The 25,694-nt window shown below is 34.3% G+C and carries 18 protein-coding genes and 1 pseudogene; 13 read left to right on the top strand and 6 right to left on the bottom strand.

Annotated features, from left to right (window positions below; all coding sequences use genetic code 11):
- Nucleotides 1–162 precede the first annotated feature (162 nt).
- From ACRBBL_RS06035 to ACRBBL_RS06010, 6 genes are all read left to right on the top strand, one after another.
- Nucleotides 163–1,758: a tetratricopeptide repeat protein gene (locus ACRBBL_RS06035; protein WP_431368124.1), complete on the top strand. Its 1,596-nt coding sequence runs from the start codon at nucleotides 163–165 to the stop codon at nucleotides 1,756–1,758.
- A gap of 329 nt (nucleotides 1,759–2,087) precedes the next feature.
- Nucleotides 2,088–10,607 carry a beta strand repeat-containing protein gene (locus tag ACRBBL_RS06030; RefSeq protein ID WP_431368123.1) on the top strand — a complete coding sequence of 2,840 codons (8,520 nt, stop codon included), beginning with the start codon at nucleotides 2,088–2,090 and terminating at the stop codon, nucleotides 10,605–10,607.
- Between the two features lie 262 nt (nucleotides 10,608–10,869).
- On the top strand, nucleotides 10,870–11,808 hold the full coding sequence (locus ACRBBL_RS06025) for a glycosyl hydrolase family 17 protein (protein ID WP_431368122.1): 939 nt from the start codon (nucleotides 10,870–10,872) through the stop codon (nucleotides 11,806–11,808).
- A gap of 218 nt (nucleotides 11,809–12,026) precedes the next feature.
- Complete coding sequence (locus ACRBBL_RS06020) at nucleotides 12,027–14,051, top strand: FAD-dependent oxidoreductase (protein ID WP_431368121.1); 2,025 nt, start codon at nucleotides 12,027–12,029, stop codon at nucleotides 14,049–14,051.
- A 164-nt stretch (nucleotides 14,052–14,215) separates the two neighbouring features.
- Nucleotides 14,216–14,971 carry an isocitrate lyase/PEP mutase family protein gene (locus tag ACRBBL_RS06015; RefSeq protein WP_431368120.1) on the top strand — a complete coding sequence of 252 codons (756 nt, stop codon included), beginning with the start codon at nucleotides 14,216–14,218 and terminating at the stop codon, nucleotides 14,969–14,971.
- Nucleotides 14,972–16,030, top strand: a complete 1,059-nt coding sequence (locus tag ACRBBL_RS06010) for a bifunctional transcriptional activator/DNA repair enzyme AdaA (protein WP_431368119.1) — start codon at nucleotides 14,972–14,974, stop codon at nucleotides 16,028–16,030.
- Nucleotides 16,031–16,241: 211 nt separating this feature from the next.
- Here the strand turns inward: ACRBBL_RS06010 and ACRBBL_RS06005 are convergent, their stop codons facing one another.
- Nucleotides 16,242–17,135: a TraB/GumN family protein gene (locus ACRBBL_RS06005; RefSeq protein WP_431368118.1), complete on the bottom strand. Its 894-nt coding sequence runs from the start codon at nucleotides 17,133–17,135 to the stop codon at nucleotides 16,242–16,244.
- Between the two features lie 262 nt (nucleotides 17,136–17,397).
- Between ACRBBL_RS06005 and ACRBBL_RS06000 the strand changes: the two genes are divergently transcribed.
- The 6 genes and pseudogenes from ACRBBL_RS06000 to ACRBBL_RS05975 form a co-directional block, all read left to right on the top strand.
- The gene (locus ACRBBL_RS06000; protein ID WP_431368117.1) at nucleotides 17,398–17,580 is read left to right on the top strand and encodes a CAL67264 family membrane protein; all 183 of its coding nucleotides are present in this window, start codon (nucleotides 17,398–17,400) and stop codon (nucleotides 17,578–17,580) included.
- Between the two features lie 138 nt (nucleotides 17,581–17,718).
- A complete protein-coding gene (locus tag ACRBBL_RS05995; RefSeq protein ID WP_431368116.1) occupies nucleotides 17,719–18,249 on the top strand; it encodes an RNA polymerase sigma factor in 531 nt (176 codons plus the stop codon).
- Nucleotides 18,250–19,062: an anti-sigma factor gene (locus tag ACRBBL_RS05990; protein WP_431368115.1), complete on the top strand. Its 813-nt coding sequence runs from the start codon at nucleotides 18,250–18,252 to the stop codon at nucleotides 19,060–19,062. It abuts the gene before it with no gap.
- Nucleotides 19,063–19,156: 94 nt separating this feature from the next.
- Nucleotides 19,157–20,002 (top strand): helix-turn-helix domain-containing protein, encoded by an 846-nt coding sequence (locus tag ACRBBL_RS05985; RefSeq protein WP_431368114.1) that lies wholly within the window; start codon nucleotides 19,157–19,159, stop codon nucleotides 20,000–20,002.
- An 84-nt stretch (nucleotides 20,003–20,086) separates the two neighbouring features.
- On the top strand, nucleotides 20,087–20,731 hold the full coding sequence (locus tag ACRBBL_RS05980) for a class I SAM-dependent methyltransferase (RefSeq protein WP_431368113.1): 645 nt from the start codon (nucleotides 20,087–20,089) through the stop codon (nucleotides 20,729–20,731).
- Between the two features lie 53 nt (nucleotides 20,732–20,784).
- Nucleotides 20,785–20,901, top strand: a pseudogene (locus ACRBBL_RS05975) (anti-sigma factor); the annotation flags it as partial.
- Nucleotides 20,902–21,406: 505 nt separating this feature from the next.
- Here the strand turns inward: ACRBBL_RS05975 and ACRBBL_RS05970 are convergent.
- Complete coding sequence (locus tag ACRBBL_RS05970; protein WP_431368112.1) at nucleotides 21,407–21,571, bottom strand: hypothetical protein; 165 nt, start codon at nucleotides 21,569–21,571, stop codon at nucleotides 21,407–21,409.
- 142 nt (nucleotides 21,572–21,713) lie between these two features.
- Between ACRBBL_RS05970 and ACRBBL_RS05965 the strand changes: the two genes are divergently transcribed.
- Nucleotides 21,714–22,415, top strand: coding sequence for a hypothetical protein (locus tag ACRBBL_RS05965; RefSeq protein WP_431368111.1), 702 nt, complete (start codon nucleotides 21,714–21,716; stop codon nucleotides 22,413–22,415).
- Between the two features lie 55 nt (nucleotides 22,416–22,470).
- Here ACRBBL_RS05965 and ACRBBL_RS05960 read toward each other — a convergent pair whose 3' ends face one another.
- The 4 genes from ACRBBL_RS05960 to ACRBBL_RS05945 form a co-directional block, all read right to left on the bottom strand.
- Nucleotides 22,471–22,632 carry a hypothetical protein gene (locus ACRBBL_RS05960; protein ID WP_431368110.1) on the bottom strand — a complete coding sequence of 54 codons (162 nt, stop codon included), beginning with the start codon at nucleotides 22,630–22,632 and terminating at the stop codon, nucleotides 22,471–22,473.
- Between the two features lie 221 nt (nucleotides 22,633–22,853).
- Nucleotides 22,854–24,149, bottom strand: coding sequence for a tetratricopeptide repeat protein (locus ACRBBL_RS05955; protein ID WP_431368109.1), 1,296 nt, complete (start codon nucleotides 24,147–24,149; stop codon nucleotides 22,854–22,856).
- A gap of 270 nt (nucleotides 24,150–24,419) precedes the next feature.
- Complete coding sequence (locus ACRBBL_RS05950; protein WP_431368108.1) at nucleotides 24,420–24,977, bottom strand: DUF4331 family protein; 558 nt, start codon at nucleotides 24,975–24,977, stop codon at nucleotides 24,420–24,422.
- A 31-nt stretch (nucleotides 24,978–25,008) separates the two neighbouring features.
- The gene (locus ACRBBL_RS05945) at nucleotides 25,009–25,659 is read right to left on the bottom strand and encodes a DUF4331 family protein (RefSeq protein WP_431368107.1); all 651 of its coding nucleotides are present in this window, start codon (nucleotides 25,657–25,659) and stop codon (nucleotides 25,009–25,011) included.
- Nucleotides 25,660–25,694: the final 35 nt, after the last annotated feature.

Raw genomic sequence — 25,694 nt, 5'->3', positions numbered from 1 at the left:
AGTTTAAACTATTTCTATAAAGACTTTCTTTTTAAGAAAAATATCTAGTACGATTGTCTATATTTGAATAGAATTAAAAATAACCTTCCATTGATTTTAAATAATTCTATTCACGTTAAGTTCATACAGAACTTATGCAAATTTAATATTTGCCTTTTTGTGATGTATTTCTTCACAATTACATCAAATGCACAAAATGATAGTATTGAAGTCGAAAAACTTTATAAAGAAGGTTTTGAAAACTTAAGAATAAACCCATTAAAGTCAATTAACAATTTTGAGAAAGCCATAGCTATTATTAACGATAGTATTTTGACTAAAAAAGGGCATGACAATTATTTTTTGCTCAAAAAATCCCTAATGTTAGATCAATTAGGATATTATTATAGGAAAGATATTCAAGATGTACCAAGTCTAAAAGCCATTCAGGAGAGTCTAAAAATAAAAGAAAGCATTGGTGAAACGTATACATTACCAACTACATATAGAGTTTTTGGTAGATTATACCTCCATAAAAAAGATAGTGCCAAAGCATTTCAGTTTTATAATAAGGCGTTAATCTCGTCTAAGAAATATAAGAACGAAAAGGAATTTGTCAATGCTTTAAATAAGTTTAGTGGATACTATTTCACTTATAATGAATTTGAAAAAAGTAAAGAATATGCACAAAAAGCATTAAAATATGCAGATTCCATAAATTTTAAATATGGTAAAACTTTAGCAATCTTTAACTTGTCTAGATATGCTCGTAAAAAAAAGAATTATGAAGCTTCCATTGCATATGCGAACGAGAACATTAAAATATGTGAAAGTACAAATGATAAAGTTAGTTTAGAAAGATGTTACAAAAATTTAGGATATGCGTACAGGAAATTAAAACAACCCAAAAAAGCAGTTCTTTACTATAAGAGGTCTCTCGATTTATTAGTAGAAACAGGTATTGAAGGTTCAATAGCCAATCGTTGTTTATCCCTAAGTAATGCATATAAGGATCTTGGAGATCACGAGCGTGCTTTTGCTTTTTATCGCGGATATAAGCGACAGCAAATGAAAGATATGAACGTAAAGAGCATTATAGAATTTGCTGAGTTAGAAGCTAAATACACCTATGAAAGACAAAAAGCTATAGATAGTACCGGATTGATGGAAAGGCAGAAAATAAAGGAATCAAAACTTTTAGAAGAAGCTTCCATAAAATTCTGGAAAGCCACCACAATAATTGCTACTATATTTGGATTGATTATCGCTGTGGTCATTTTTCTTTTACGAAAAAGAAGAGAGCAAGTAAAACTTGGAGAACTCAAAAATGAAATGCTGCAAAAGGAAATCAATTACAAGCAAAAGGATATTTCAGATTTTGCATTAAACATTTCTCGAAACCATAAATGGAGAGAAGAATTATTAAAACATATCAAAAAAATAAAAAAGTCGAGTTCTGTAAAAGAAGACCTTAATTTTAAAGCCTTAGAAAAAGCAATTTTAGATAGAGAAATTGTAGATAATTCTACGATCGATTTTCAAAATAAAGTAGATATCTTAAACACTGCTTTTTATGAAAAGCTGCTAAAAAAATATCCAACCCTAACCAAAACTGAAGTAAAACTTTGTTCATTAATTCGTCTTAATATTGATAACAATGAAATAGCAGTTCTTCAAAATGTGGCACTAGAATCTGTATATCGAAGCAGATCTAGGCTTAGAAAAAAGCTAAACCTCTCTCAAGAAGAGGATTTAAACGCGATTCTTAGAAAACTATAGTGTTGTTTTTTTAAATAATTGTAAATCAGATGTTTATAATTTTGTTTTCCTCAATTGTACATGAGTTGTACATGAGGGAATTACTCCTGTGCATGATTTGTACATGTCTTTTCTTCTTCTCTCAATGCATTTGTAGATAATTTTGGAGTATAAAATTCTAAATGCAATTTAATGTTACTATGGCAATTCATAAACAATCTTTTTAAGAAGGATCGAGTAAGGATCATTCAAGAAGAAAATGAACGCCTTAAAGATCGATTATACGCATTAGATCAATTAAAAAAAAAGCTAGAAGAAAACCAATCCAAAAACTAACACTACCGCTCTCCATGAAAACTTTTTTTCCATATTATCTCCTGTATCTATGCTGCATGTTTTTCAGCAATGTCAGTATTGCTAATAATAATGAAATCATACAAAGTAAAAACCCTGTAAAAATAGATGAGCTAGGAAATCTTGTCTACACAGATACTATCGGTGTCGACGATGATATAAGTATTATTATAGAAGGAACAAACTATCGACTTAGTAATACTGCTGTAGCTTTGAAAGCAGGAAACAAAATAAAACAAGATGGGAACGCTGTATTGGTGCCAATGCATTTAGTTACAGGAAAAATTCTAATAAATACTCGAAACGGAGATGATACTTTTACAATTGATCTTTCCAAAGGAAATATAAAGAATTTAATTACTTATGATGGTGGAGGACAAAATACAGCTACTGGAGATGATATGATTCTTATAAGTGCTGATCGTACTGCCTATGATACAGTTACACACACTTTTGTCAATAATAATGATGGGTTTGTTGATATTACAGGAAACAATCGTATTAGCTATATAGGTCTTGAACCTATTACTGATAATTTAAATGTAGCATATAGAATCTTTACATTTACAGGTAATTTAGCCAATACAGAACAAATTACTTTGGAAGCAGGTGGCAGTTTAGGCAACCGTATAGATTCTAATTATGGAGAGTCAGTAGATTTTACGCGCCCTACTAATTCATTAACAATAAATACTACTGGGTTTGGTGATGATATTTTAGAGATAAAAGGATTGTCATTAGGTAACGCTGACCTAACGGTGAACGGAGGTGACGGCGATGAAATACGTTTTTCTAATAATGCAATTAGTCTCGGTGGGGGAAGCCTAAATTTGACCGCCCATGAGATTCACTTTTTAAGAAATGTTTCTGCAAACACCATTACAACTACAAGCAGAAGTGTTACGGCAATTGAATCTGCTACAGTCAAGGCGACTAATGGAAGTTTAACCATGTCTGCCGGAACAGTAGTTCCGCCTATTGATGGAATTAATACTGACACCGGCGGATTATATATGAACTTCGGGGTAATTGAAACAACAAATTCGCATGATATCAACATTAACGCAACTACATATGCAGCTAGAAATATAATCAACCAATCTTCACTAGCTGGTTTTAGTATGGAAAATAGTAGCATTATTACCCGATTTGGCGATATTACTATTACGGGGAGTGGTATAGACAATGGACTTGCTAATTTTAGTGGAGTTCACTTGGGAAACAACACAAGTATCCATAGTCTTGCTGCAGATATTACGATTAATGGTACAGGAAGAAACAGTGCAAACAATTCTAATATTGGAGTTTCAATGGTGTCTGGGAACATTCGAACCAGCACTTTAGGAATTATAGATATTACAGGTGTAGGTTATTTAGGGATTGATATAAAAGGTACTATTGGAAACAACAGTGGATTAAATGTATTTCTACAAGGAACCAGTGGAGCAGTGAATGTTCCTGCAATCAACATATCATCCACTAGTGCAAGATTGGCGGCTAATAATAACATTAATTTAACTGCCAATACTGGTTATATCAATACTCCAAGCGGAGTAGCTACGCAGTCACAATTAAATGCAATTAATACCCATATCGATGGTGTATTAGCACCGGGTCAATCTCCAGGACAATTTATTATGAATACAGATCTTAGAATGGATTCTGGTGATGTTTTGGAAATTGAAATAGATGATTTTACAACAGCTGGTACTGATTATGATCAGTTACAGGTGAACCGTTCTGTAATTTTAAATAATGCGACGCTCAATTTTGTAGACAATAGCGGGGCTTTCCCGACAGAAGTTGTCTCCTTAATAATAATTGACAACGATGGAACCGATCAGATATCTGGAACTTTTAATGGTTTACCTCAAGGAGCTTCTATTGCTGGCAATGGAAAAACTTGGCACATATTTTACAACCAAGGCGATGGTAATGATGTCATATTAACTTCAGCATCTGCAATTCCAAATGTAGTTGTGGACCAAGGAAATATGATATTCACTGGGATAGCATCTGAAGATGATAATGTTGTTATCATTGTAGATGGAGCAAATTATCGTATCAGCGATTCTAGTAAACCAGTAATTGCTGGAGCTGGTACTATTCAAGATGGTAATGACACCTTAGTGCCTATCGCTTCTGTAACAGGAACTATCAATATCAATACTGAAAATGGTAATGACAATTTAACTGTCAATCTAAGTGGTGGTAATTTTTCAGATGCTATCAATTTTGATGGAGGAAATAATTCAGATGGTTTATCGCTGTCTGGAGTTTCAACATTCAACAATGTAACTCATACAGTCAGTAATACTGGTGATGGAACAATTTCAATTACAGGAAATAACACTATTTCTCACACAAGTTTAGAACATGCAATAGTAGACAATTTAGCTGTTGATAATAGAGTTTTTACGCTGAATCTAAGTAATCATAAAGTGTTTGGAGCTACAGGTAGTTTAGAAAACCAAGTCGCTGTTTCTGGTTTGGTAACTATTGATTACAATAATCCTACTACTTCTTTAGAAATAAACGGAGCAGGAGCTGTTCAAGGATCAAATCAAATCAACGGATTTGCTACTGGGTTTGATGCAGATGTAAACTTTAACAAAATAGGAGATTCTGTAAGCTTTGGTAGTATTAGTACAAATACAGACATAAATATTGGAACAGGAGATTTTACGGTACTTGCAACCGCTATTTTGGTTGGAGATAATATAACTACAGGAGGACTCATTAGGTTAATAAGCTTAGACGCTATTGATGTAATAGGAGGTAATCTTATTTCTTCTGCTGGGCAAAACATTACTATTTTTGCAGGAACTCAAGCAACAATGACTGCTGGATTTTCGGGATTAAGTATAGAAAATTCTACAATTCAAACTACAGGAGCAGGAACCATTACACTCTTAGGGACAGCATTTCAGGATGCTACTGCATCTCTTGCTGTAGGTATGCAATTAACTTCTACTAATTTAATTACGAATACAGGAGACATTAGCATTACAGGAATAGGTCCTGCAACAGGATCTAATTTTAGTACTGGGATAAATATATCTACTTCAACAACTATTCAAAGTAGTGGTGGAAATATTAATATTACTGGTACTGCAGGAAATAGTATAGGTGACAATAACAAAGGTATTATAATTTCTGATGGAGCATTAATCGAAACCACAGGATCTGGAACCATCACTATTGAAGGAACTGGCGGTACAGGTACAAATACCAATTATGGTTTAGAAATGCAGACAAATGCTATTATTAAAACTGAAAATGGTGCTATTTCTATAACTGGAAGCAGTACAGATACTGCAGGAACTGATCAAATTGGATTGTTAGTGAATGGAGTTGTAAACACAACTGGCACTGGAAATATTTCCATAACAGGAACTAGTAGTGCTCCAAATTATCCATCTATAAACTTGCTGTCATCTGGATCGCAATTGAATGCAGGAGGAAATGTATTGATAACAGGAAATACAGGACCGATACATACACCTAGTGGAATTTCTGTACAGAATCAATTTAGTGCAATAAACACAACTGTTGATGGGGTTTTAACTCCAGGGCAATCACCTGGACAACTAACTATTGCTGGAAACCTTGATATGAATTCTGGCGATACACTAGAAATGGAAGTGACAGGTTTTACAACTGCAGGCACAGATTTCGATCAAATAGTAGTAAATGGTGCAGTGAGTTTAAACGGAGTTACATTCAATCTATTGGACAGTTCAGCTAGTTTTTCGAGTACAGAAACGCTTATTTTGATTGCTAATGATGGAACGGATGCAATAAATGGAACGTTTAACGGACTTCCTCAAGGAGCCTCAATTGCTGGTAATGAAAAAATATGGACGATTTACTATGATCAAGGAGATGGTAATGACGTTGTATTAATTTCGTCACAAAGACCGAATGTCATTGTGGATGGTTCTGGAAATTTGGTGTATACAGGCATAAATTTAGATGATGATAATCTCACTGTTATAGTTGAAGGCGCAAATTATCGCCTTAGCGACTCAGGAAAACCAGTAACAGGTGGAGTTGGAACAACTCAAGATGGGAATGACGTCTTAGTACCAATTGCTTCTGTAACTGGAACAATTAATATCAATACTGGAGATGGGAATGACAATTTAATGGTCAACCTAAATGGCGGTAATTTTTCAGATGCTATTAATTTTGATGGAGGAGGCAATGCAGACGGTTTATCACTATCTGGAGGAGTAACATTCAATAGCGTTACACATACTGTAAATAATAGCGGTGAAGGAACCGTAGCTATTTCTGGAAATGGTACAATTACATATATAGGGTTAGAACAAACAATAGTTGACGATCTAAATGTGAACGATAGAGTTTTTACGCTAAACTTAAGTGATTTTACAGAATATGAACCTATAGGAAGTTTAGAAAATCAAGTCTCAGTTTCAGGAGTAATAACGATTGATTATAATAACCCAAACAACTCTTTAACCATAAACGGAGCAGGAACTGGTCAAGGGTTTAATCAAATCAGAGGTTTTGCTGCTGGGTTTGATGCAGATTTATTCGTTAGCAAGTTAGAAGATACCGTACGTTTCGGTGCTCCAGGAGTTGCAGGTACAGATACAGATATTGGGACAGGAAACCTTGATGTGAAGGCTCTGAATGTTTTAGTTCGAACAAATGTAACTACAGAAGGAGCAATATCTCTTGAAAGTATAAATGCAACTGATGTATCAGAAGGAAATATAACTTCTACAGCAGGAGAAGACATAACTATTTCTGCTGGAGACCAACCTACTGAAACCGCAGGATTTTCAGGATTAGAAATTTTTGTATCAACAATACAGACCACAGGAACTGGGAAAATTACGCTTTCTGGTCAGGGATTTATAGATAATACTTTTTCTGGAGTACGAGGGATGACATTATTTCAAACTAATTTAATTACTGATACAGGAGATATTAGCATTACAGGCATAAGTACTACAACTGGGGCTAATTTTAATACTGGAATAAACATGTCTATTTCAACGAATATTCAGAGCAGTGGCGGAAACATCAATATTACAGGGATCGCAGGGAATAGTATAGGTGATCGAAACATAGGAATTGTAATGTATGATGGAACCAATATTCAAACTACAGCTACTGGAGCCATCACGATCAGCGGAACAGGAGGAATTGGAACAGATACAAATTATGGGATTGAAATGCAGGTGAATTCGGTTGTTAGAACTGAAAATGGTGCTATTTCTATTACTGGAACTAGTACAGATACTACAGGTGCTGACCAAATTGGGTTGCTAGTAAATGGTATAGTTAATACTACAGGTACTGGGAACATTTCTATTACGGGAACTAGTAGCACTGCAAATCATCCATCTATAAATATGTTGTCATCAGTATCACAATTTAATGCTGGAGGAAATCTACAAATAACAGGAAATACAGGACCAATACATACGCCTAGTGGCATTTCTGCTCAAACTCAATTTAGCGGAGTTACCACAACCATTGATGGGATTTTAGCGCCTGGACAATCACCAGGACAATTGACAATCAATGGAAATCTTACAATGAATGCAGACGACACACTAGAAATAGAAGTAACTGATTTTACTACTCCAGGAACTGATTATGATCAAGTAGTCGTAAATGGAACAGTAGATTTAAGTGGAGTAACCATAAACTTAACAGACAGTTCGGGTAGTTTTTCTAGCCCTAAAACTCTTATTTTGATTTCTAATGATGGTACAGATCCAATCATTGGAACATTTAACGGATTACCAAATGGAGCTGTTATACCTGGAAACGGAAAAAACTGGTATATCTATTATAATTTAGGAGGTACAAATGATGTTTTATTAAGTACGACTCCACCAAACATACAGACAGATGGTTCAGGAAATCTTGTTTTTCAAGATCCATATGCAGTAAATGATGATCTTACAATCATTGTAGAAGGGACAAATTACCGCATTAGTGACTCTGTAAAACCTATAATCGCTGGACCAGGAACTACCCAAGATGGAAACGATGTTTTAGTGACTATTGCAGATGTAACAGGAGTTATCAATATCAATACAGGAGATGAAGACGATTTTCTAAGTATAGATTTTGGCGGCGGTAATATCATAAATGCAATTAACTACGATGGAGAAAATGGAACAGATGGCATTACATTATCAGGAACAAATACTCATAATAATATTGCACATACCATTACGGGGAATAAAATAGGCTTTGTTGATATTTCAAATAATGGTACCATTAATTATACAGGATTAGAACATACCATTAGAGATTATCTTGATGCGAACGATCGCGCTTTTACCTTTAAAATTCAAGCAGCTCGTATTATCTTGGAAGAGGCAAGCGCTTTAAAACATCAAGTTTTCTACTTAAATGGAACGCGTGTGGAGTTTAATAATCCTTTGAATTCATTAACTATCGATGGTGAATTTGAATTTCAAAATGGCAGTTTTGCAACTACTTTTGTAGATGTTGAAACCATAGGTTCTGGATTTGATGCAGATTTAATTATTAACAGACAATATGATAATGTTCGTTTTATTGGCGTAAACGCAACTGATCTTGGAAGCGGAAACCTACATATAACTTCTAGTGGTCTTGATTTATTTTATCACGATATTACAACTACAGGATCAATTACCACAACTAGTAAAGCAGTAACGAATATTAGAAATGCTACATTACAATCTAATGGAGGAGATATTTCCATAACATCAGGGACGGATGTTATCCAAAATGGCTTTGTTCAGTTAACTATGCTTAGCGGAAACTTACAAACCACTGGAGCAGGAAACATTACCGTTAACGGAACTGCCTATGCAACTACTTCATTAAGTTCACCTTATCATGGTTTATTTATGAGCGAATCTAGTAGTATTACTACAGATACAGGAAACATTAATATCACAGGAAATGGTTTAGACAATGGGAATATTAATTTTAAAGGATTGCGTTTAGAAACTTCTTCAACAATACAAAGTAATACAGGAAACATCATCATAAATGCTACTGGTAGAAACAACGCAAATAATATAAATATAGGCGCTTCAATGTTGGCTGGTACAACTATCCAAACAGGAGGTGCTGGTACAATCAATATTACTGGAACAGGATGGACAGGCCTCGAATTAGATGGAATAGTTAGGACAACAGGTACAGGAAATGTTTGGTTGCAAGGAACAAGTGTTGTTGTAGATTCTCCAGCAATCAACTTGCCTTCTTCAAATGCACAATTACAAGCTGGAGGCTTCCTGTATTTAATTTCTAATGTAGGTCCAGTTAATACACCTGAAGGCATCACTTCACAGATTCAATTTAATGGACATACAAGTCTTAACGGAGTTTTAGCTCCTGGACAATCTCCTGGTCAACTAATTGTGACTGGAAACCTTTCAATTGGAACAAGTAATAACACTTTGGAGATAGAAGTGAATAATTTTACTATTGCTGGAAGTGATTATGACCAAGTGGTGGTCAATGGTATCGTAAATATAAATGGCGGCACACTGAATTTAATTGATAATTCGGGTCCTTTTAGCGAGGATCCAGAAGCACTTATATTGATCAATAATGATGGAACAGATGCAGTTATCGGAACTTTTAATGGATTGCCTAATGGAAGTTCTATTACTGGTAATGGAAAGACTTGGTATATTTATTATAATCAAGGAGATGGCAATGATGTTGTATTAAGTTCTGAAATGCCTTCGATACTAAATATAAGTCCAAAAGTATATTTACAAGGAGCAAGTTTAAATCCAAATCAGGGAGAAGAAACGCTTATGCGTGATGATTTACGTGTTGCAGGAGTCATTCCAACAACTTCTCCTTATGCAGATGTTCTAACTGTCAATGCAGCTGTATTCAATACTACAGGACCAAATGCAATTGTTGATTGGATCTGGATAGAATTAAGAGATGAATTCAATAGTTCTCGTATCATGGCTTCTCAATCAGCGTTATTACAACGAGATGGTGATGTTGTTGGAATTGATGGCGTATCTCCATTATCTTTTCAATTACAAACGCGCAACTATCACATTGCAATCAAACATCGTAATCACTTAAGTATCATGAGTGCTTCTACCATAATTTTAAACAGTGGAACTACAACAGTAGATTTTACAAATGGTAGTACAGTCACTTTTGGTAGCAATGCGCAAACTACTTCTGGAATGCCAACTGGTATACAAGGCATGTGGGCAGGTGATGCTGACAATGATGGTATTGTACAATACTCTGGAGGAACAGCAGATGCACCAAACATTTTATCTCTTGTATTAAATGACGCAGGTAACTTTTTAAACTTCCCTACATACCTTGTTAATGGTTACAATAATCAAGATGTAAATATGGATGGTATCACGCAATATGTTGGCGGTACTTCCGAGCTACCTTTTTTGCTCCAAAATGTACTGAGTTATCCTGCCAATTTTCTGAATTTAAGTACATGGCCAATAGAAGAACAATTACCTATAAACCTATAACAAAACATGACGAAGTCTGTGTTTTGTAAAAATAAATGTTACCCACTAAAAGGAAGTATTGAACCTAAATTAAGATGAATACAATTAATGATTAAAAGGGGTAATTAGATAATCTTGGCCGCTAATTACCAACAAAAGCCATCTCATTTTGGGATGGCTTTTATAAAAAATACCTTTAACTAATTAAAACACTAACTTTTAGATACGTATTAGCAAACACAGCAAAATCCAATATTTATGCTTAATTTGAAAAAAACAACAAATGAGCAACACAAATTCATTATTCGGCGGTAGTGATATGATGGGCGTATGTTACGCTCCCTATCATCAAGCCGCTACCGTAAAAAAGTCAGCTTACACCAAAGCAGATGTAGATGCAGACTTGAAAATCATCAGTGACTTCAACATGACATTTATTCGTACGTATACGGTACAAGGATGTCAAGAGTATCTACCAGAATTGTGTAAAAAATACAGTATAGGTGTCGCGTTAGGCGCATGGATTTTTCAAGGAGATAGTGCAAGCACACATACCGAAATAGATACAGCACTTACGCAAGCAAATGCATATCCAGATATGGTAAAAGTCATCGTAATTGGTAATGAAGTTGATCTGGCCTCAAATAACTATACGCTTGCAGAAGTAGAATCAGCTTTTAATTACGCAAAAACACAATTAGTCAATTATCCAAAAATTAGCAATGTTCCTTTAACTATTTGTATGACTGGATCTGGTCCAATACCTCAGAAAGCACCTAATATTAATTGGTCATCATTATTGCCGTTGATGCAGGACTATGCATTTCTAACCATTTATCCATGGTATGGACAAAAAGTGAATAATAAATTCAATCCTAAGGATATTACTGCAAACATGCAGTATTCTTATAATAATGGAATGGCACAAGCTATAGCGGAAGGATTGGAAGTAGTTATTGCAGAAATTGGTTGGCCAACTGCAGGAGATACTAATGCGGATACAAATATAAAAGCATCAGTAGCCAATTTTAATACAACATGTACATGGATAAACGGCACAAATACATATAACAAAGCTTTTATTACCATGTGGTTTGAAATGTTTGATGAACCATGGAAAACAGCTGAAGGCGCTTGGGGACCGCACTGGGGAATTTATGGTTCAGGTGTTTCTCCTAAATTAAAAAAAGATGGTTCAACAAAATTCACCATTTGTAGTTAAACTACACCATAAGTTAAATCAAACTAAAAAAGCCTAAGCAAAAACTTAGGCTTTTTCTTTTCAAATAACTTCAAATCTTACGCAATCAACGAATAATATTCGCTACTTCTCAAAAATTAGTTATATTGCATAATATTATGCACGCATAATAAAAATACATTATTCTTTTTTGAAAGAATTATACTATATTTAATACAACCACAAAATCATCAGCATACATGAAGTATAAGCATATTTTTGAACCCTTGGATTTAGGATTTACAACACTCAAAAACCGAGTGTTAATGGGATCTATGCACACAGGTTTGGAAGAAGAGAAAAATGGATTTGAACGCTTGGCTGCTTTCTATGGAGAACGCGCTAAAGGTGGTGTTGGATTAATTGTTACAGGTGGAATGGCACCAAGTGTTCGCGGTTGGTTAACACCTTTTTCATCGCGAATGAGCACAAAAAAACATGCCAGAAAACATAAAGTAATTACAGAAGCGGTACATAAAAATGGTGGGAAAATATGTATGCAAATTCTACATGCAGGTCGTTACGGATACCATCCTTTAAATGTAGCGCCTTCGGCAATTCAATCACCAATAACACCTTTTAAACCTAAAAAATTAAGTGGTAATGGTGTCAAAAAAACTGTCAAAAGTTTTGCGAAATCTGCAGAATTAGCTCAAATAGCTGGGTATGATGGTGTGGAAATTATGGGTTCAGAAGGATACTTAATCAATCAGTTTACAGCAGAAAGAACAAACAAACGTTCTGATGAATGGGGAGGAAATTATGCCAACCGTATGAAATTTGCTGTACAAACTGTAAAAGCCGTTCGTGAAGCTGTCGGAGAAGAATTTATCATCATATATCGTTTGTCTATGCTCGATTTGGTAGACAAAGGAAGCAGTTGGGAAGAAGTAGTACAACTTGGAAAAGCCATTGAAAAAGCTGGTGCAACCATTATCAATACAGGAATTGGTTGGCATGAATCTAGAATTCCAACCATTGCAACTTCTGTACCGCGAGCAGCATTTACGTGGATTACAGAACGTATGAAAAAAGAAGTGAGTGTACCACTTATCACTTCAAACAGAATTAACATGCCAAGTGTTGCTGAAAAAATACTAGCAGACGGACATGCAGATATGATTTCGATGGCACGACCATTTTTGGCTGATGCCGAATGGGTAAACAAAGCTGCCGAAGAAAAAGACGAAGAAATCAATACGTGTATTGCCTGCAATCAAGCGTGTTTAGATCATATATTCAGAAAAAAAATAGCAAGCTGTTTGGTAAATCCAAGAGCTTGCCATGAAACAGAATTCGATTACAAACCAGCAAGTATTAAAAAGAAAATTGCCGTTATTGGAGCTGGACCAGCAGGATTGGCAGCAGCAACGATTGCAGCACAACGCGGACATGAAGTAACGCTGTTTGACGATCATGCAGAAGTTGGTGGACAATTTAATATTGCAAAGCAAATTCCTGGAAAAGAAGAATTCTATGAGACTGTTCGCTATTTCAATAAACAAATTGAATTGCACAATGTAGAATTGCAACTAAACAAACGTGTTACTGCAGATGAACTCTCTCAAGGAAACTTTGAAGAAATCATTCTGTCAACAGGAATCAAACCGAGAATTCCAAAAATTGAAGGAATTGAAAACGAAAAAGTACTCAGTTATTTAGATGTTTTAAAGCATAAAAAACCTGTTGGAAAACGTGTAGCAGTTATTGGAGCAGGAGGAATAGGTTTTGATGTTTCTGAATACTTATCACATGAAGGAGAATCAACATCGCAGAATATTGATGCTTGGTTGGAAGAATGGGGAATTGATAAAACCTTAGAAGCTAGAGGCGGAATTGAAGACATGCAACCGAATTTTCACGGTTCGCCAAGAGAAATTTTCATGTTCAAACGAAGCAAAGGAAAATTTGGTGGAAACTTAGGAAAAACAACAGGTTGGATTCATAGAGCAAACTTAAAAAAGAAGAAAGTAAACTTTATCAACGAAGTTCAGTATACAAAAATTGACGATACAGGATTGCATTACACGCAAAATGAAGAAGCCAAAGTATTGGAAGTTGACAATATTGTTATCTGTGCAGGACAAACACCTTTAAAAGAATTACTAGATCCATTACAAGCAAAAGGAATGATAGTGCATGTAATTGGTGGAGCAGACATTGCTGCCGAATTAGATGCAAAACGCGCCATTGACCAAGGAAGTCGATTGGCTGCGAAATTGTAAAAAGATAAAATCAAAAACATACAAAATCCGCAATGTTCTTATGAATGTTGTGGATTTTCTTTTTTTAATTCTTAACGTTATCTGTAAGCTAAAAAAAATACGCGTCCAATTTTCGGTTGCGAACTAAATTTCGTCATAGTTACTTTGCTCCAAAATATAAAAAGATGGAGTTTAAAAATTTGCACAATCAAAATACACCATTAGTCATCGGAAATGTTTGGGATGTGCCAAGTACAAAAACAGCCGAAAAATTAAACTTTCAAGCAATTGGAACTTCAAGCTCAGCAATTGCATCACTTTTAGGATATAATGATGGCGAAGAAATGGAGTTTTCTGAATTGGAATATTTCATAAAGCGAATTACATGTAACACGAACTTACCTTTATCAGTTGATTTGGAATCTGGGTACAGTCGTAATCCAACACAAATTGTTCAGCACATCAAAAGATTATCAGAATTGGGAGTTGTAGGAATCAATATAGAAGATAGTGTAGTGAACGAAAAACGGATTTTACTAGAAGCTAATGACTTTGCAAAGACACTAACAGAAATAAAAGAACAATTAGAAAAAGAAAGTATTGAAATGTTTATAAATGTTCGAACAGATACATTTATCCTGCTTGAAGAAAATGTTATTAACGAAACAAAAAGAAGAATTCAACTGTATCAAGATGCAGGCGCAAATGGAATTTTTGTTCCTTGCATTGAAAAGGAAAATGATATAAAAACTATTGTCGATTCAACAAATTTGCCCATTAATGTAATGTGTATGCCAAATCTTTCAAATTTTGAAACGTTAGCAAAATTAGGTGTAAAGCGAATAAGTATGGGGAATTTTCTTTTCGACAAGATGTATAGTAACTTTGAAGAAACAGTAAAGAACGTTTTGAGTCAAAACTCTTTTAAATCTATTTTTTAAATGTTGATTACGGATAACAATAAAATCGAAACGTACTATCAAGCACTATTAGACAGAAAACAGAGCTTTGTTGGTATTTTCTTTGTTGGAGTAAAAACGACTTCTATTTTTTGTATTGCAACTTGTAGAGCAAGAAAACCAAAACTAAAGAACGTTGAATTTTATACATCATTTAAAGAAGCTTTGGATAATGGATACAGACCTTGTAAAATTTGTAAACCGACAGAAAATGCCAATCAAGCACCTGAACAAGTTGAGAAAGCGATTCTATTGGTAAAGGAACATCCTAAAGATAAAATAACTGACTTCCAGTTGAGAGAAAAAGGAATTAGTCCGGAAGTAGTGCGGAGATGGTTTAAAAATAATTATGGTATGACTTTTCAAGCATATCAACGAATGTATAGAATAAACAATGCTTTTCAAGAATTAAAACACGGAAAGAATGCGACACATACTGCTTTTGATTCTGGCTATGAATCGTTAAGTGGATTTAATTACACTTTTAAGAAACTAGTAGGTAAATCGCCAAAAAATAGTAAAGACAAAAACATAATCCTCATAAACAGACTCACAACACCTTTAGGTCCCATGTTTGTTTGTGCTACTGATAATGGAGTTTGTTTACTGGAATTTGTTGATAGACAACTGCTTGAAACAGAATTTAAAGACTTACAAAAGTTGTTGAACGCAACTATTATTTTGGGCGAGAATGTACACATTAAACAAGCCAAGAAAGAAATTAACGAATACTTTGAAGGCAGGAGAAAAGTTTTTGATCTAAAACTAGAAACACCAGGAACAGATTTTCAAAATTCTGTATGGAGTTGTATAAAAGAAATTGAATATGGTAAAACGATAACATATCAACAGCAAGCAGAAAAGATAAACAATCCAAAAGCTGTAAGAGCAGTAGCTTCTGCAAATGGTTGTAATCGAATTGCGATCATTATACCTTGTCATAGAGTAATTGGAAAAGATGGAAAAATGACTGGATATAGTGGTGGAATTGAACGAAAGAAGTGGCTTATAGAACACGAACGAAATAATGGCAACTCATAATAATGCACAAAAAGCATAAAAAATCCGCAATATTCATATGAACATTGCGGGTTTTTTATGTTATCTAAAAGTTTCCGCTTCTGCGGGAACAAGTCTAAAAGCGTTCACACTGAGCTTGTCGAAGTGAAGCAATCTAAGAGATTCCTATTTACATGAGAGCGAGTCTAAAAGCAAAGCGGTCTAAGAGATTCCTGCCTCCGCAGGAACGTGTCTAATCAAACACTGGTTCAACCGTATATCCTTGTTTTCTCAATAAATTAATAACACCTTGTTCTCCTGGTAAATGCAGTGCGCCAACACCAATAAAAGCTGGTGCTTCTTTTGCAATTTCTTCAATTAATGGAATCCAGTTTCGGTTACGTTGATCTACCAAACTTTCTTGGAAATCAGCTTCCATGCCTTGTTCAGTCATTACAGTTAATAAACCTTCTAAGTCCTCTGCATTGTAAAATTTGGTCATTTCATCAAAGCTCTTCTTGCTTTCGTCCATTCCGCTTGTTGCCATTTCTACCAATGATTTCAACTGTTCTTCGTACGGAATGTTATCAAAAACTTTCATTTGATCTTCAATCGTTTCCAAGCCAATTACATCTTCTTTTTGCTCTTTAGCAACTTTCATAAACTCAGTTTCGTATGCAGTTCCATTATCACAAATCGCCATTTTTGAAGTCAATGTTGCGGTAATTGCAAACGGTTTCATCGTATTGAACATCTTTAAACTCATTCCGACTTGTTCTTTGAAAAAATCAGATAATTTTTTATAATCTTCATCATTCATTAAGCCTTGAATGGTTTTGCCATCTTCCATAAAAATAAGCTTCATCATATTGGCTTGTAACTTCGGATCGGACATATCAATTTCTAAGACCAAACGATCCGTTTCGGCAAACGCTTTTTTAAGTTTATCAGTATAATTATAATCGCAAGTTAAATGGATAGTTCCGTATAAATAGGAAGGTTTTTCAATACCATTTCCTGAAACTTTCCAAAGTAATGATTTCTCTAATTTTGGAGCTGCAGCACTTTTTGAAGTTGATTTGCTAGTAGTACAACTAATAAATAATGCTAGTACAGATAGTACTAATAGGGACAATTTTTTATTCATGAATGAAATTTAATTTGATGCTAATTTTTGATAAAGATACTAAAAATATGAGCGTGTTATTTGAAACTATACTGAAGCTAATTTGAAATGAACGTATTAATTTTTTGGTTTTAGATTAAAAACTCGATATTTGTAGCTTACTAAAGCACAAAGGATAGAGACATTTGTTGAAGCTCCTCGAAGAGAGCGACTGTCGAAAGCCTGACAGCATAAACACTGAACGGAGTAGAAGTGTGTTGCAGATGTGCCAAAATATCAAACTATGGGAATGAACAAAAACACAGTATTAGGTTGGGCTACGTTGATAATGATACTAGTCGGCATTGGTTTAATTGCTTTAGGAGCTTTTAGATACGACGATGTTGCAGGTTATGGATTTGCCGCTGTTGGTGTAGGATTCTTTGCAATAGCATGGGTTTTTAACGCATTAAAAGGTAGAGTATAACTCAAAAACAACCAATACAATACAAAATAAGGCTTCCAAAATTTGGGAGCTTTTTTTTTGCTGTAAAAATGAAAAATTGTAGCTTTAACTCGCTAAATATTAAGATATTTCTTTCTGTTTATAAAGCAATATGGTTTCATGGAGTTAGAAACACTCATCATTAAATTTCAACAAAAAGACGCGAAAGCCTTTGAATCGTTGTACGAAATGTACAGTGAAAGCATTTTTGGTGTCATTAATACAATTGTTAAAAATGATGATATTGCTACAGAAGTACTGCAAGATGTGTTTATAAAAGCATGGAATAAATCTGATTCGTACACTCCCAAAAAAGGACGTTTTTTTACGTGGCTACTCAATATTGCTAGAAATGCCGCAATAGACAAAGTCCGTTCAAAATCGTACAAAAACACACAGCAAAACCAAGATATTGATTTTTTCGTACATAATATTGAGAGCAATGATAATTTAGATCAAAAAATCAATGCGATAGGTATTAAAAAATATATTGGCAAACTTGCCGAAAAGTGCAAGCAAATTATTGATTTCATTTATTTTAAAGGATACACACAAAAAGAAACAGCAGAAACACTCGAAATCCCATTAGGAACTGTAAAAACTAGAAATAGAAACTGTATTAGCGAACTTAGAAAAATACTAAACGTATAGATGGATAGCAAGGAATACATAGCATCTGGAATATTGGAACTGTATGTAGCAGGCGCGCTTTCTGAAAAAGAAAACGAGGAAGTGCATGCAATGATGCAAAAGTACCCTGAAGTGACACAAGAAGTCCTTTCTATTGAAGCTGCTATTGTAAGTTTGACAGCTGCAACTGCCAAAAAAGATACTACAGCTACTTTTGATGCGATTAAAGATCGATTACAACTTTCGGATAATGCAGTTGATGAAACGCCTGTAATTCCGCTTAAAAAAGGAAATTCTATCTTCCGTTATGCAGGTTGGGCAGCCGCCGTTGTGTTTGCAACTGGTTTGGTGTTTACAATGATGCTGAAAAACAATTTGGAATCTGAGATAGAAGTGGTACGATCGGAGCGAGAAGCCTTGAAAAAACAGATATATCAAGCCAATAGCGATTTAACAGCCGCGAGCGAATTGCTAGATGTGTTGCGAACTAAAGATATCATCTCGGTGTCACTTGGCGGACAAGCCGTTTCACCAGAATCGTATGCAAAAGTATATTGGGATAAAAAAGCGAATAATGTGTACCTAGATTTACAAGGATTGCCAGAACCGCCACCAGGAAAAGTATACCAAATTTGGTCGTTAAAATTAGATCCATTAACACCAACAAGTTTAGGAATTATAGCAGATTTTACGACAGACAACGACAAAGTGTTTGATTTACAAAACACAAACGAATCTGAAGCCTTTGGAATTACTTTAGAACCAGCAGGCGGAAGTGAATCGCCAACAATGGAACAACTGTATACACTTGGAGTTGTGGCTTCGAATCCTTAGTATCACTTTTAGGAAAGACATATTGTACATGGTTATGTTCCAATTACGAAAAATTAACCCAAAAGAAAATCATTGAAAATTAAGGGTAGGCTGTATGACAAATAAAGTTAATCAAATCTTGCTATTTGAAAAACCGTTATTCTCATGGTATAAATTATCTACTCCAATAGAGAGCGGAATGAGTTTACCTTCTGAATCTTGTTTTGCCTATATTATAGAAGGCGAAAATCAGGACTTAACAGGACAGGGTTTTTTAGCTGAAAAAGGAACCGTAATTCTTTCGTTATGTGGAAAAACAGTTGGTAATTTTCTTTCAAAAAAAGAGATAGGAAACTTAAATGCCATTGTAGTGCATTTTGATAGAAATACATTAAAGAAAGTATTCAATAATGAAAAGCCAAAATTTTGGAAAGAGTTAAATCATCCATTAAAAAAGGACACTGTACAACAAGATGCTTCTGCTTTAGTCAGTTCTTATTTTTTGAGTGTCTCTAATTTTTTTCATCACAAAAACGCTCTTAATGAAGATATCCTATCAGTTAAATTAATTGAGATTGTTTTATTGCTTTTGCAAACTCAGGAATCTTCAGATTTGAATTCTATTGCTAGGAGTTTATTTTCAGACAGAGCTTTTTCATTTGAGGAGGTCATTGAAGCTAATTTGTATGAACCTTTAAATCTTAAACGTTTAGCAGCTATGACAAATAATAGTCTAGCTTCTTTTAAAAGAAAGTTTAATAGCATATACAATAACTCTCCTGCGAATTATATACGGCAAAAAAAAATAGAAAGAGGGAAAAAATTACTTACTAATTCTCAAAACTCAATAAGTGAAATTTGTTATATGTGTGGTTTTTCTAATCCTTCTAGTTTTGCAAGAATATTTAAAGCGGAACACAATATTTCGCCATCAAAATATAGATTGAGCCATAAAGCATAATAATTGAGCTTCTTTGTATGGTGTTGATTAGAAATACTTCGCAATTTTGTGGGTGTATTTGATTCAACGAAAAAATTACAAAAAATGAATAAATCGAAAGAGTTTTGGGATAAGGCTTCAAAAAATTATGATAAAACGGAAGAGCGTTTTGAATATATCCATAGAAGGTCAAGAGAAAATACTAAAAAGTATCTCAAGGGTAGCGATATTGTTTTGGATTATGGATGTGGAACAGGCACAACATCTTGTGAATTTGCCAATCAAGTGAAAGAGATTCATGCTGTTGATATATCATCTAAAATGATTGAAATAGCAAAAGAAAAAGCAGCTGTTAGTAAAGTTGAAAATGTAAATTTTGTACAAACAGACATTTTTGATAAACGATATGAAAAAGAATCGTTTGATACAATTCTGGTTTTCAATATGTTGCATACAATACCCAACCCTCAAGATGTTACGCGAAGAATATATGAACTATTAAAACCTGATGGAGTATTTATTTCTGTAACACCTTGCTTACGAGGTAAAATGTCATTTTTAGTTAATATTCAGATTAAGCTTGTCCAAATATTGTGTAAAATTGGAATAATTCCCATTCCTATAAGAAGACTTAAAAGCTCGGATTTAGATGATTTAATGACAAGGGGAAATTTTCAGACTATCGACGCTGAAGAAATATATAAAGGAGCATCTAGTTATTTTATAGTAGTAAAAAAGAAGAATACCTAATAAGAAATGAATGGCGAAGCATAGTAATGGAAACCATTGAACAAGCTAATAATTTACAAAACACAAACGAATCTGAAGCCTTTGGAATTAGATTAGAACCAGCAGGCGGAAGTGAATCGCCAACAATGGAACAACTGTACACACTTGGAGTTGTGGCTTCAAATCCTTAATACATCACTTTTTAGAGACAAAAGAAAAGCGAACCACATTTTGACAAGTGCAATGATATAGTCCGCTTTTGTATTATTTTCTTTTTCACTAGATTATTCTCTTCATTAACAATAGTCTGTTTCACATAAAAAATCGGTATGACATTCCGGAACATCAGAAATATGACAGTCACGTTGTTCTGTATACGGATGGCATACATGCGGCGCCAGCGAATGACAATCTATTACACTCGGAGGGCAGCCCCATGTAAAATTTGGGTCTGTTCCACCGTAAACCTTCTTTCCATTCAATTTAGAAATCGTTAGTTTTTTTAAACGCAGACTTTTAAAATTCGTTTTCATGATTTAAAATTTTTAGTTGGACAATACTTTAAAGTATAAAAACTAATTGTAAATGTTTTACGGGAAAGCCGTAATTGTCAGTTTAACAGCTTGTTAGATTTGTTTTTTTAATAAAAAAGCGAACTTCAATAGTTCGCTTTCAATTAGGTGTTTATGCATTTCTTTAACAAACCCAAGGGCAACTATTAAAGAATGATACACAATAATCATTTCTACATTCGGTGAGTCGATCACTTGCGCCTCGACCACCAATTTTTGTGTCTTTTGTAGCTAAACTTGAAATTGCGTTTTTGTGTAGTACTAACGATTTTAAATTTCTTTTTTTCATGGTATAATTTTTGGTGAAACAATGCATGTAAAGTACTGAAAAGTGTACTGATACTGTTACGTGATCACCGTAAAATAAGGTTCAACTACTTTTTTTAGTGTCACTTTTAACAATCAATCCATAACCAAATTGCATGCATTTGATGAAAAAAATGAATTTTTTATATGTACTCTCTTTTCTATTTCTTTTCATTGGATGTTCTCCAAAGCAAGCTAAAAAGGAAATCAGCAATTCAAAATACTGCGCAAACGAACTCAGTTTGTTGTCAGTTTCAGATTCGCTCAAAAAAATTAAAATAGACTATTCGCTAGAAGAAGAACCATTGCTAAACTCTATTGCTAAAAAAATAGATACAGAATTGTGTTTGAAAACGATACATTTCGGAGTGATTTTAGCGAATGAAGACGTTGCAAATATGTATGTACAGAGAGAATGCGACAAAAACATTGTAAGTTGTTATAATAGAGGTACAGAAACCTATATTTTATTAAATAAAAATGGACATTTATTAATGAAAGATGGAGTTATTACGATAGATTCAGTAAAATATTGGATGCGTAAAAATTTCTCAAGTAAAGATGATGATCATTATAAAAGAGTTTCGATACGATGGGATACAAAAACACCAAAAGACAGTATTGAAAAGACGTTCACAAATGTTATGAATGGATATTTGTTAACCTATGAAGATTTGTCACAACAGCTTTTTTCTAAAAAAGTATGTGATTTAGAAACTTCTCAAGTAAATATTTTAAAAAAGAAATTACCATTTAAACTACGATTACAATTTGGAGAGCAATTCTTGACGCCGCCGCCGCCGCCAATTGATGTTATTGAAGAATAATTATTAATTGAAAGTTTAAAAGCCGCTTCAAGATGTCTAGAAACGGCTTTTGTTTCTATGATGGATAACAACCTTCATGATATGTTATTTTACAAAGAATTTGTCCATTTGGAAGTGGATAAGATGTAAACACAGAACCGCCTTTTGGTGAGCTTGGATCAAAATTTGAAACCTCTGTTTTGTTTAACTGTAATGTTTTAAGACTCTTTTTTTTCATGGTAGTATATTTTTGATTAGACTTAAATATATTGAAAATCAACGGTTTCATTTTACGGTATCACCATAAAATAAAGAAGACACTTCATCACAAAGTGTCTTCTTTCAATAAAAACCAATCACCTAACAAAAGTTAGTTCTTCAATAAATTGTATATGTTTTCATAGAATCTCGATTGCGCTCGATCTGACAAACCTTTATCAATTCAATATTTTATGAGTACTACAATCGTCGTATTTTTTCGGTCATAATTGGACCCACTTCAAAACTACTTTCTAGTAATTCAGCTTTGATCTCCGAAACCGTTTCTGTATTTCCGTTTGCTTTTAATATTTCTGCCACATGATACATTGCGACAGGTTCAGAAGTTTTATCTATGACATGTTTTTCTATAATTTCTTGCGCTTTCGCGGAATTGCCTTGTAGATGATACGTCCAAGCTAATAAATCATACGCCTGTGGTGTAGGACGTAGTTTGACTTCTTGTTGCGCAATTTCCAATGCTTTCTTTGTATCATGTAATTCTTCTGATAGTACAGAAACCGTGTATGAAGTATACATGACACCATATTTTTCATCTTGAATGGCTTTCATAAACGCTTGAATGTTTTGTTCTTTTTCCACATTTTCCCCCATAAATTCAGCAATCTCTGCTTTCAATAAATAATAATCTGGCGCTTTGTGTTGTGACATGATCGTATTTAAAATTCGTAAAGCTTCTTTTGGATTCTTCTCATGCGAAAACACAATCCAAGCAATTCCTTTTTTAGCATACGCATCGTTTGGGTCTAATTTCAAAGCTTTTAAATAATGTGTGTATGCATCTTTAATTCTTCCGGCGTGACCGTAAAAATCAGCCAAATTCGTATACGACCATTGTTTTAAAAAGTTATTGTTTGCGTCTTCAGCTTTTAACATTGCTTTTTCCATCATTTTAATGGCAGCTAGTAGTTTCCCTTCGTGATCGTACCATTTTGACAATCGAATCATCGCATTAAAACTATGTTCATTCTTAAAAATGTTGAGGTACTTTTCGGCTTCCGCTACATTTCCGAGTTCTAAATGCACATCAAATAACATCTTTTGTGTCGCTTGACGATTCTCTCCTAAAACTTCAGCTTTTTTCAACAAAGTCAAGGCTTCTTGAAAACGATGTTGTGAAATATAATTGCGAACCAAACTTCTTATATATCCTGCATTTTGATACTTTGTACGATCATTTAAAAGTTCCAAGTGCGAAGCCGCTTCCATTAAATGAGAGATTTCGCCAGTTGCCTTAAACAGCTGAGAATGTGCACTTGCAACTTTTGCATGATACGGATATTGATTTGGAGTTTTTTCTAGTTTTTCTGACCAAAATTTGTGGATTTCAGTAACAGATTGAATCGTTGTGTTTTCAGCTACATCTAAATATTGATCGTACGACTCGGCAGCTGTAATTTTTTGCGATGACTTAGAAGTGCAGCTCATAATAAGCATGCAAACTCCAAGTATTTGAAAGGCGATTTTGGTGTTCATAATTGTGTTTTTTAATTCAATATTTTAATTCTTTAAAGTAGAGAGCATCTAGCGAGATCGTTCAACTAATAACAGGTTAAATTGCTATATACTAAATGCTCTCAATAGCAAATCAGATTAGTGATACACTACGTTGAGAAGTCTGTAAGACGCGCTCAACGCAGTTAGTAGAGCTAATCCCGCTGTAGAGCGGGATCTAAGCTATTTACTAAATTTAATAAGTATTTATATCGTGCAATTTTTCTTCATGGAAATAAATACTTGTTTACACTACCACGGTGAGGCTAAGTATGGAAATGAGGACAAAAAAGGTTTGTCATTGGCGTCCACATGATCATCAGAAAGATTTGGGTTTTCTGTGAAGTCTTCGCCTCCAAAAATTAATAAAAGCTCTACGGTAATTACATCATCCGCTAGAGCACGACCTGTGAGTACGTTTGTTCCATCGTAAAAAGTAGTAGTTCCATCCAAAGAAACATTTAAAACATCTGTAGCTAACAAACCTGTAAAAGCTGCTGCATCTTGTCCCAACGCGTTTTGATCTCCAGGATTTGCATACGCTGGACTCAATCCTGTTAAGTTGGTTTGAAACATACTTTGAAAAGCCGCATTTTGTTGCGATGGAATGGTTACATTGAAATTGTCTTTACTCGCTTGTGATACAAAAACAGTATTCACCGCAGGTCTTCCCATTTGGTCTTGCTGCGCGAATGTACCTGAGAAATCAGGTGTAGGATCAATTATAATTGTATTATCGTCAGAAGAGCAACTTGCTAAGGTGAATAAGCTTATGATTGCAATTCCGAATATAGATTGTATAGTTTTCATTTTAATAGTTTTATATGTGAATGTTGATTGCTTATTGTTTTCCTTTTGCTTCTGCCCAAACATTGATTGTACCTGAACCGCCAATTTCTGATTTTGGCACTTCTACTACAATTGAAAGTACATTGGAACCTGCAAACGTATCTGTTCCAGGATCGTTAAAACTTGTTGCGTTTCCTGTGATGATTTCACCGTATTGCGCAAAATCCATAAAGAAAGGATCGTCTCTTGGACCTGCAAAGAATTTCATTCCGTTATTCGTTGCTGTAATTGCGTTGCTTCCGTATGGAGTAATATCTACTGACGAAGCTGTTTCAACAGCTTCGATAACGCTGTTCAATCCTGTAGCACTTGGTGCAACTGGTCCGAAGAAATACATTTTTCCATCTCTTGGAATGGCTTGAATTACTAAGTCTTCCACACTATCTCCGGAAGTATCAATATTAATTTCGATCAGTGTATTTTCGTTAAAAGAAGCATTTCCTGTTGCAGCAGGACTCAATAATCCTTGTGTATTTACAACAAAGGCAATACTATTTGTATCTTCTCCTTGAAAGGCGTAGAAATCGGTAATGTCGGCAGTTGTTCCTTGAATTGCTGGCGCATCAATATGATCTGCCGCGATTAAAAAGAAACTTCCCACCAAAACAATACTGATTCCTAAAATGGTTGTTACTCGTTTCATAATTTTTAAGTTTAATTAGATTTTTATTGTATTCT

The organism is Kordia sp. (assembly GCF_050633145.1).
Lineage (GTDB): Bacteria > Bacteroidota > Bacteroidia > Flavobacteriales > Flavobacteriaceae > Kordia.
Note: the sequence above shows the minus strand (reverse complement) of the source record. Positions and strands in the feature narration are given on the sequence as shown.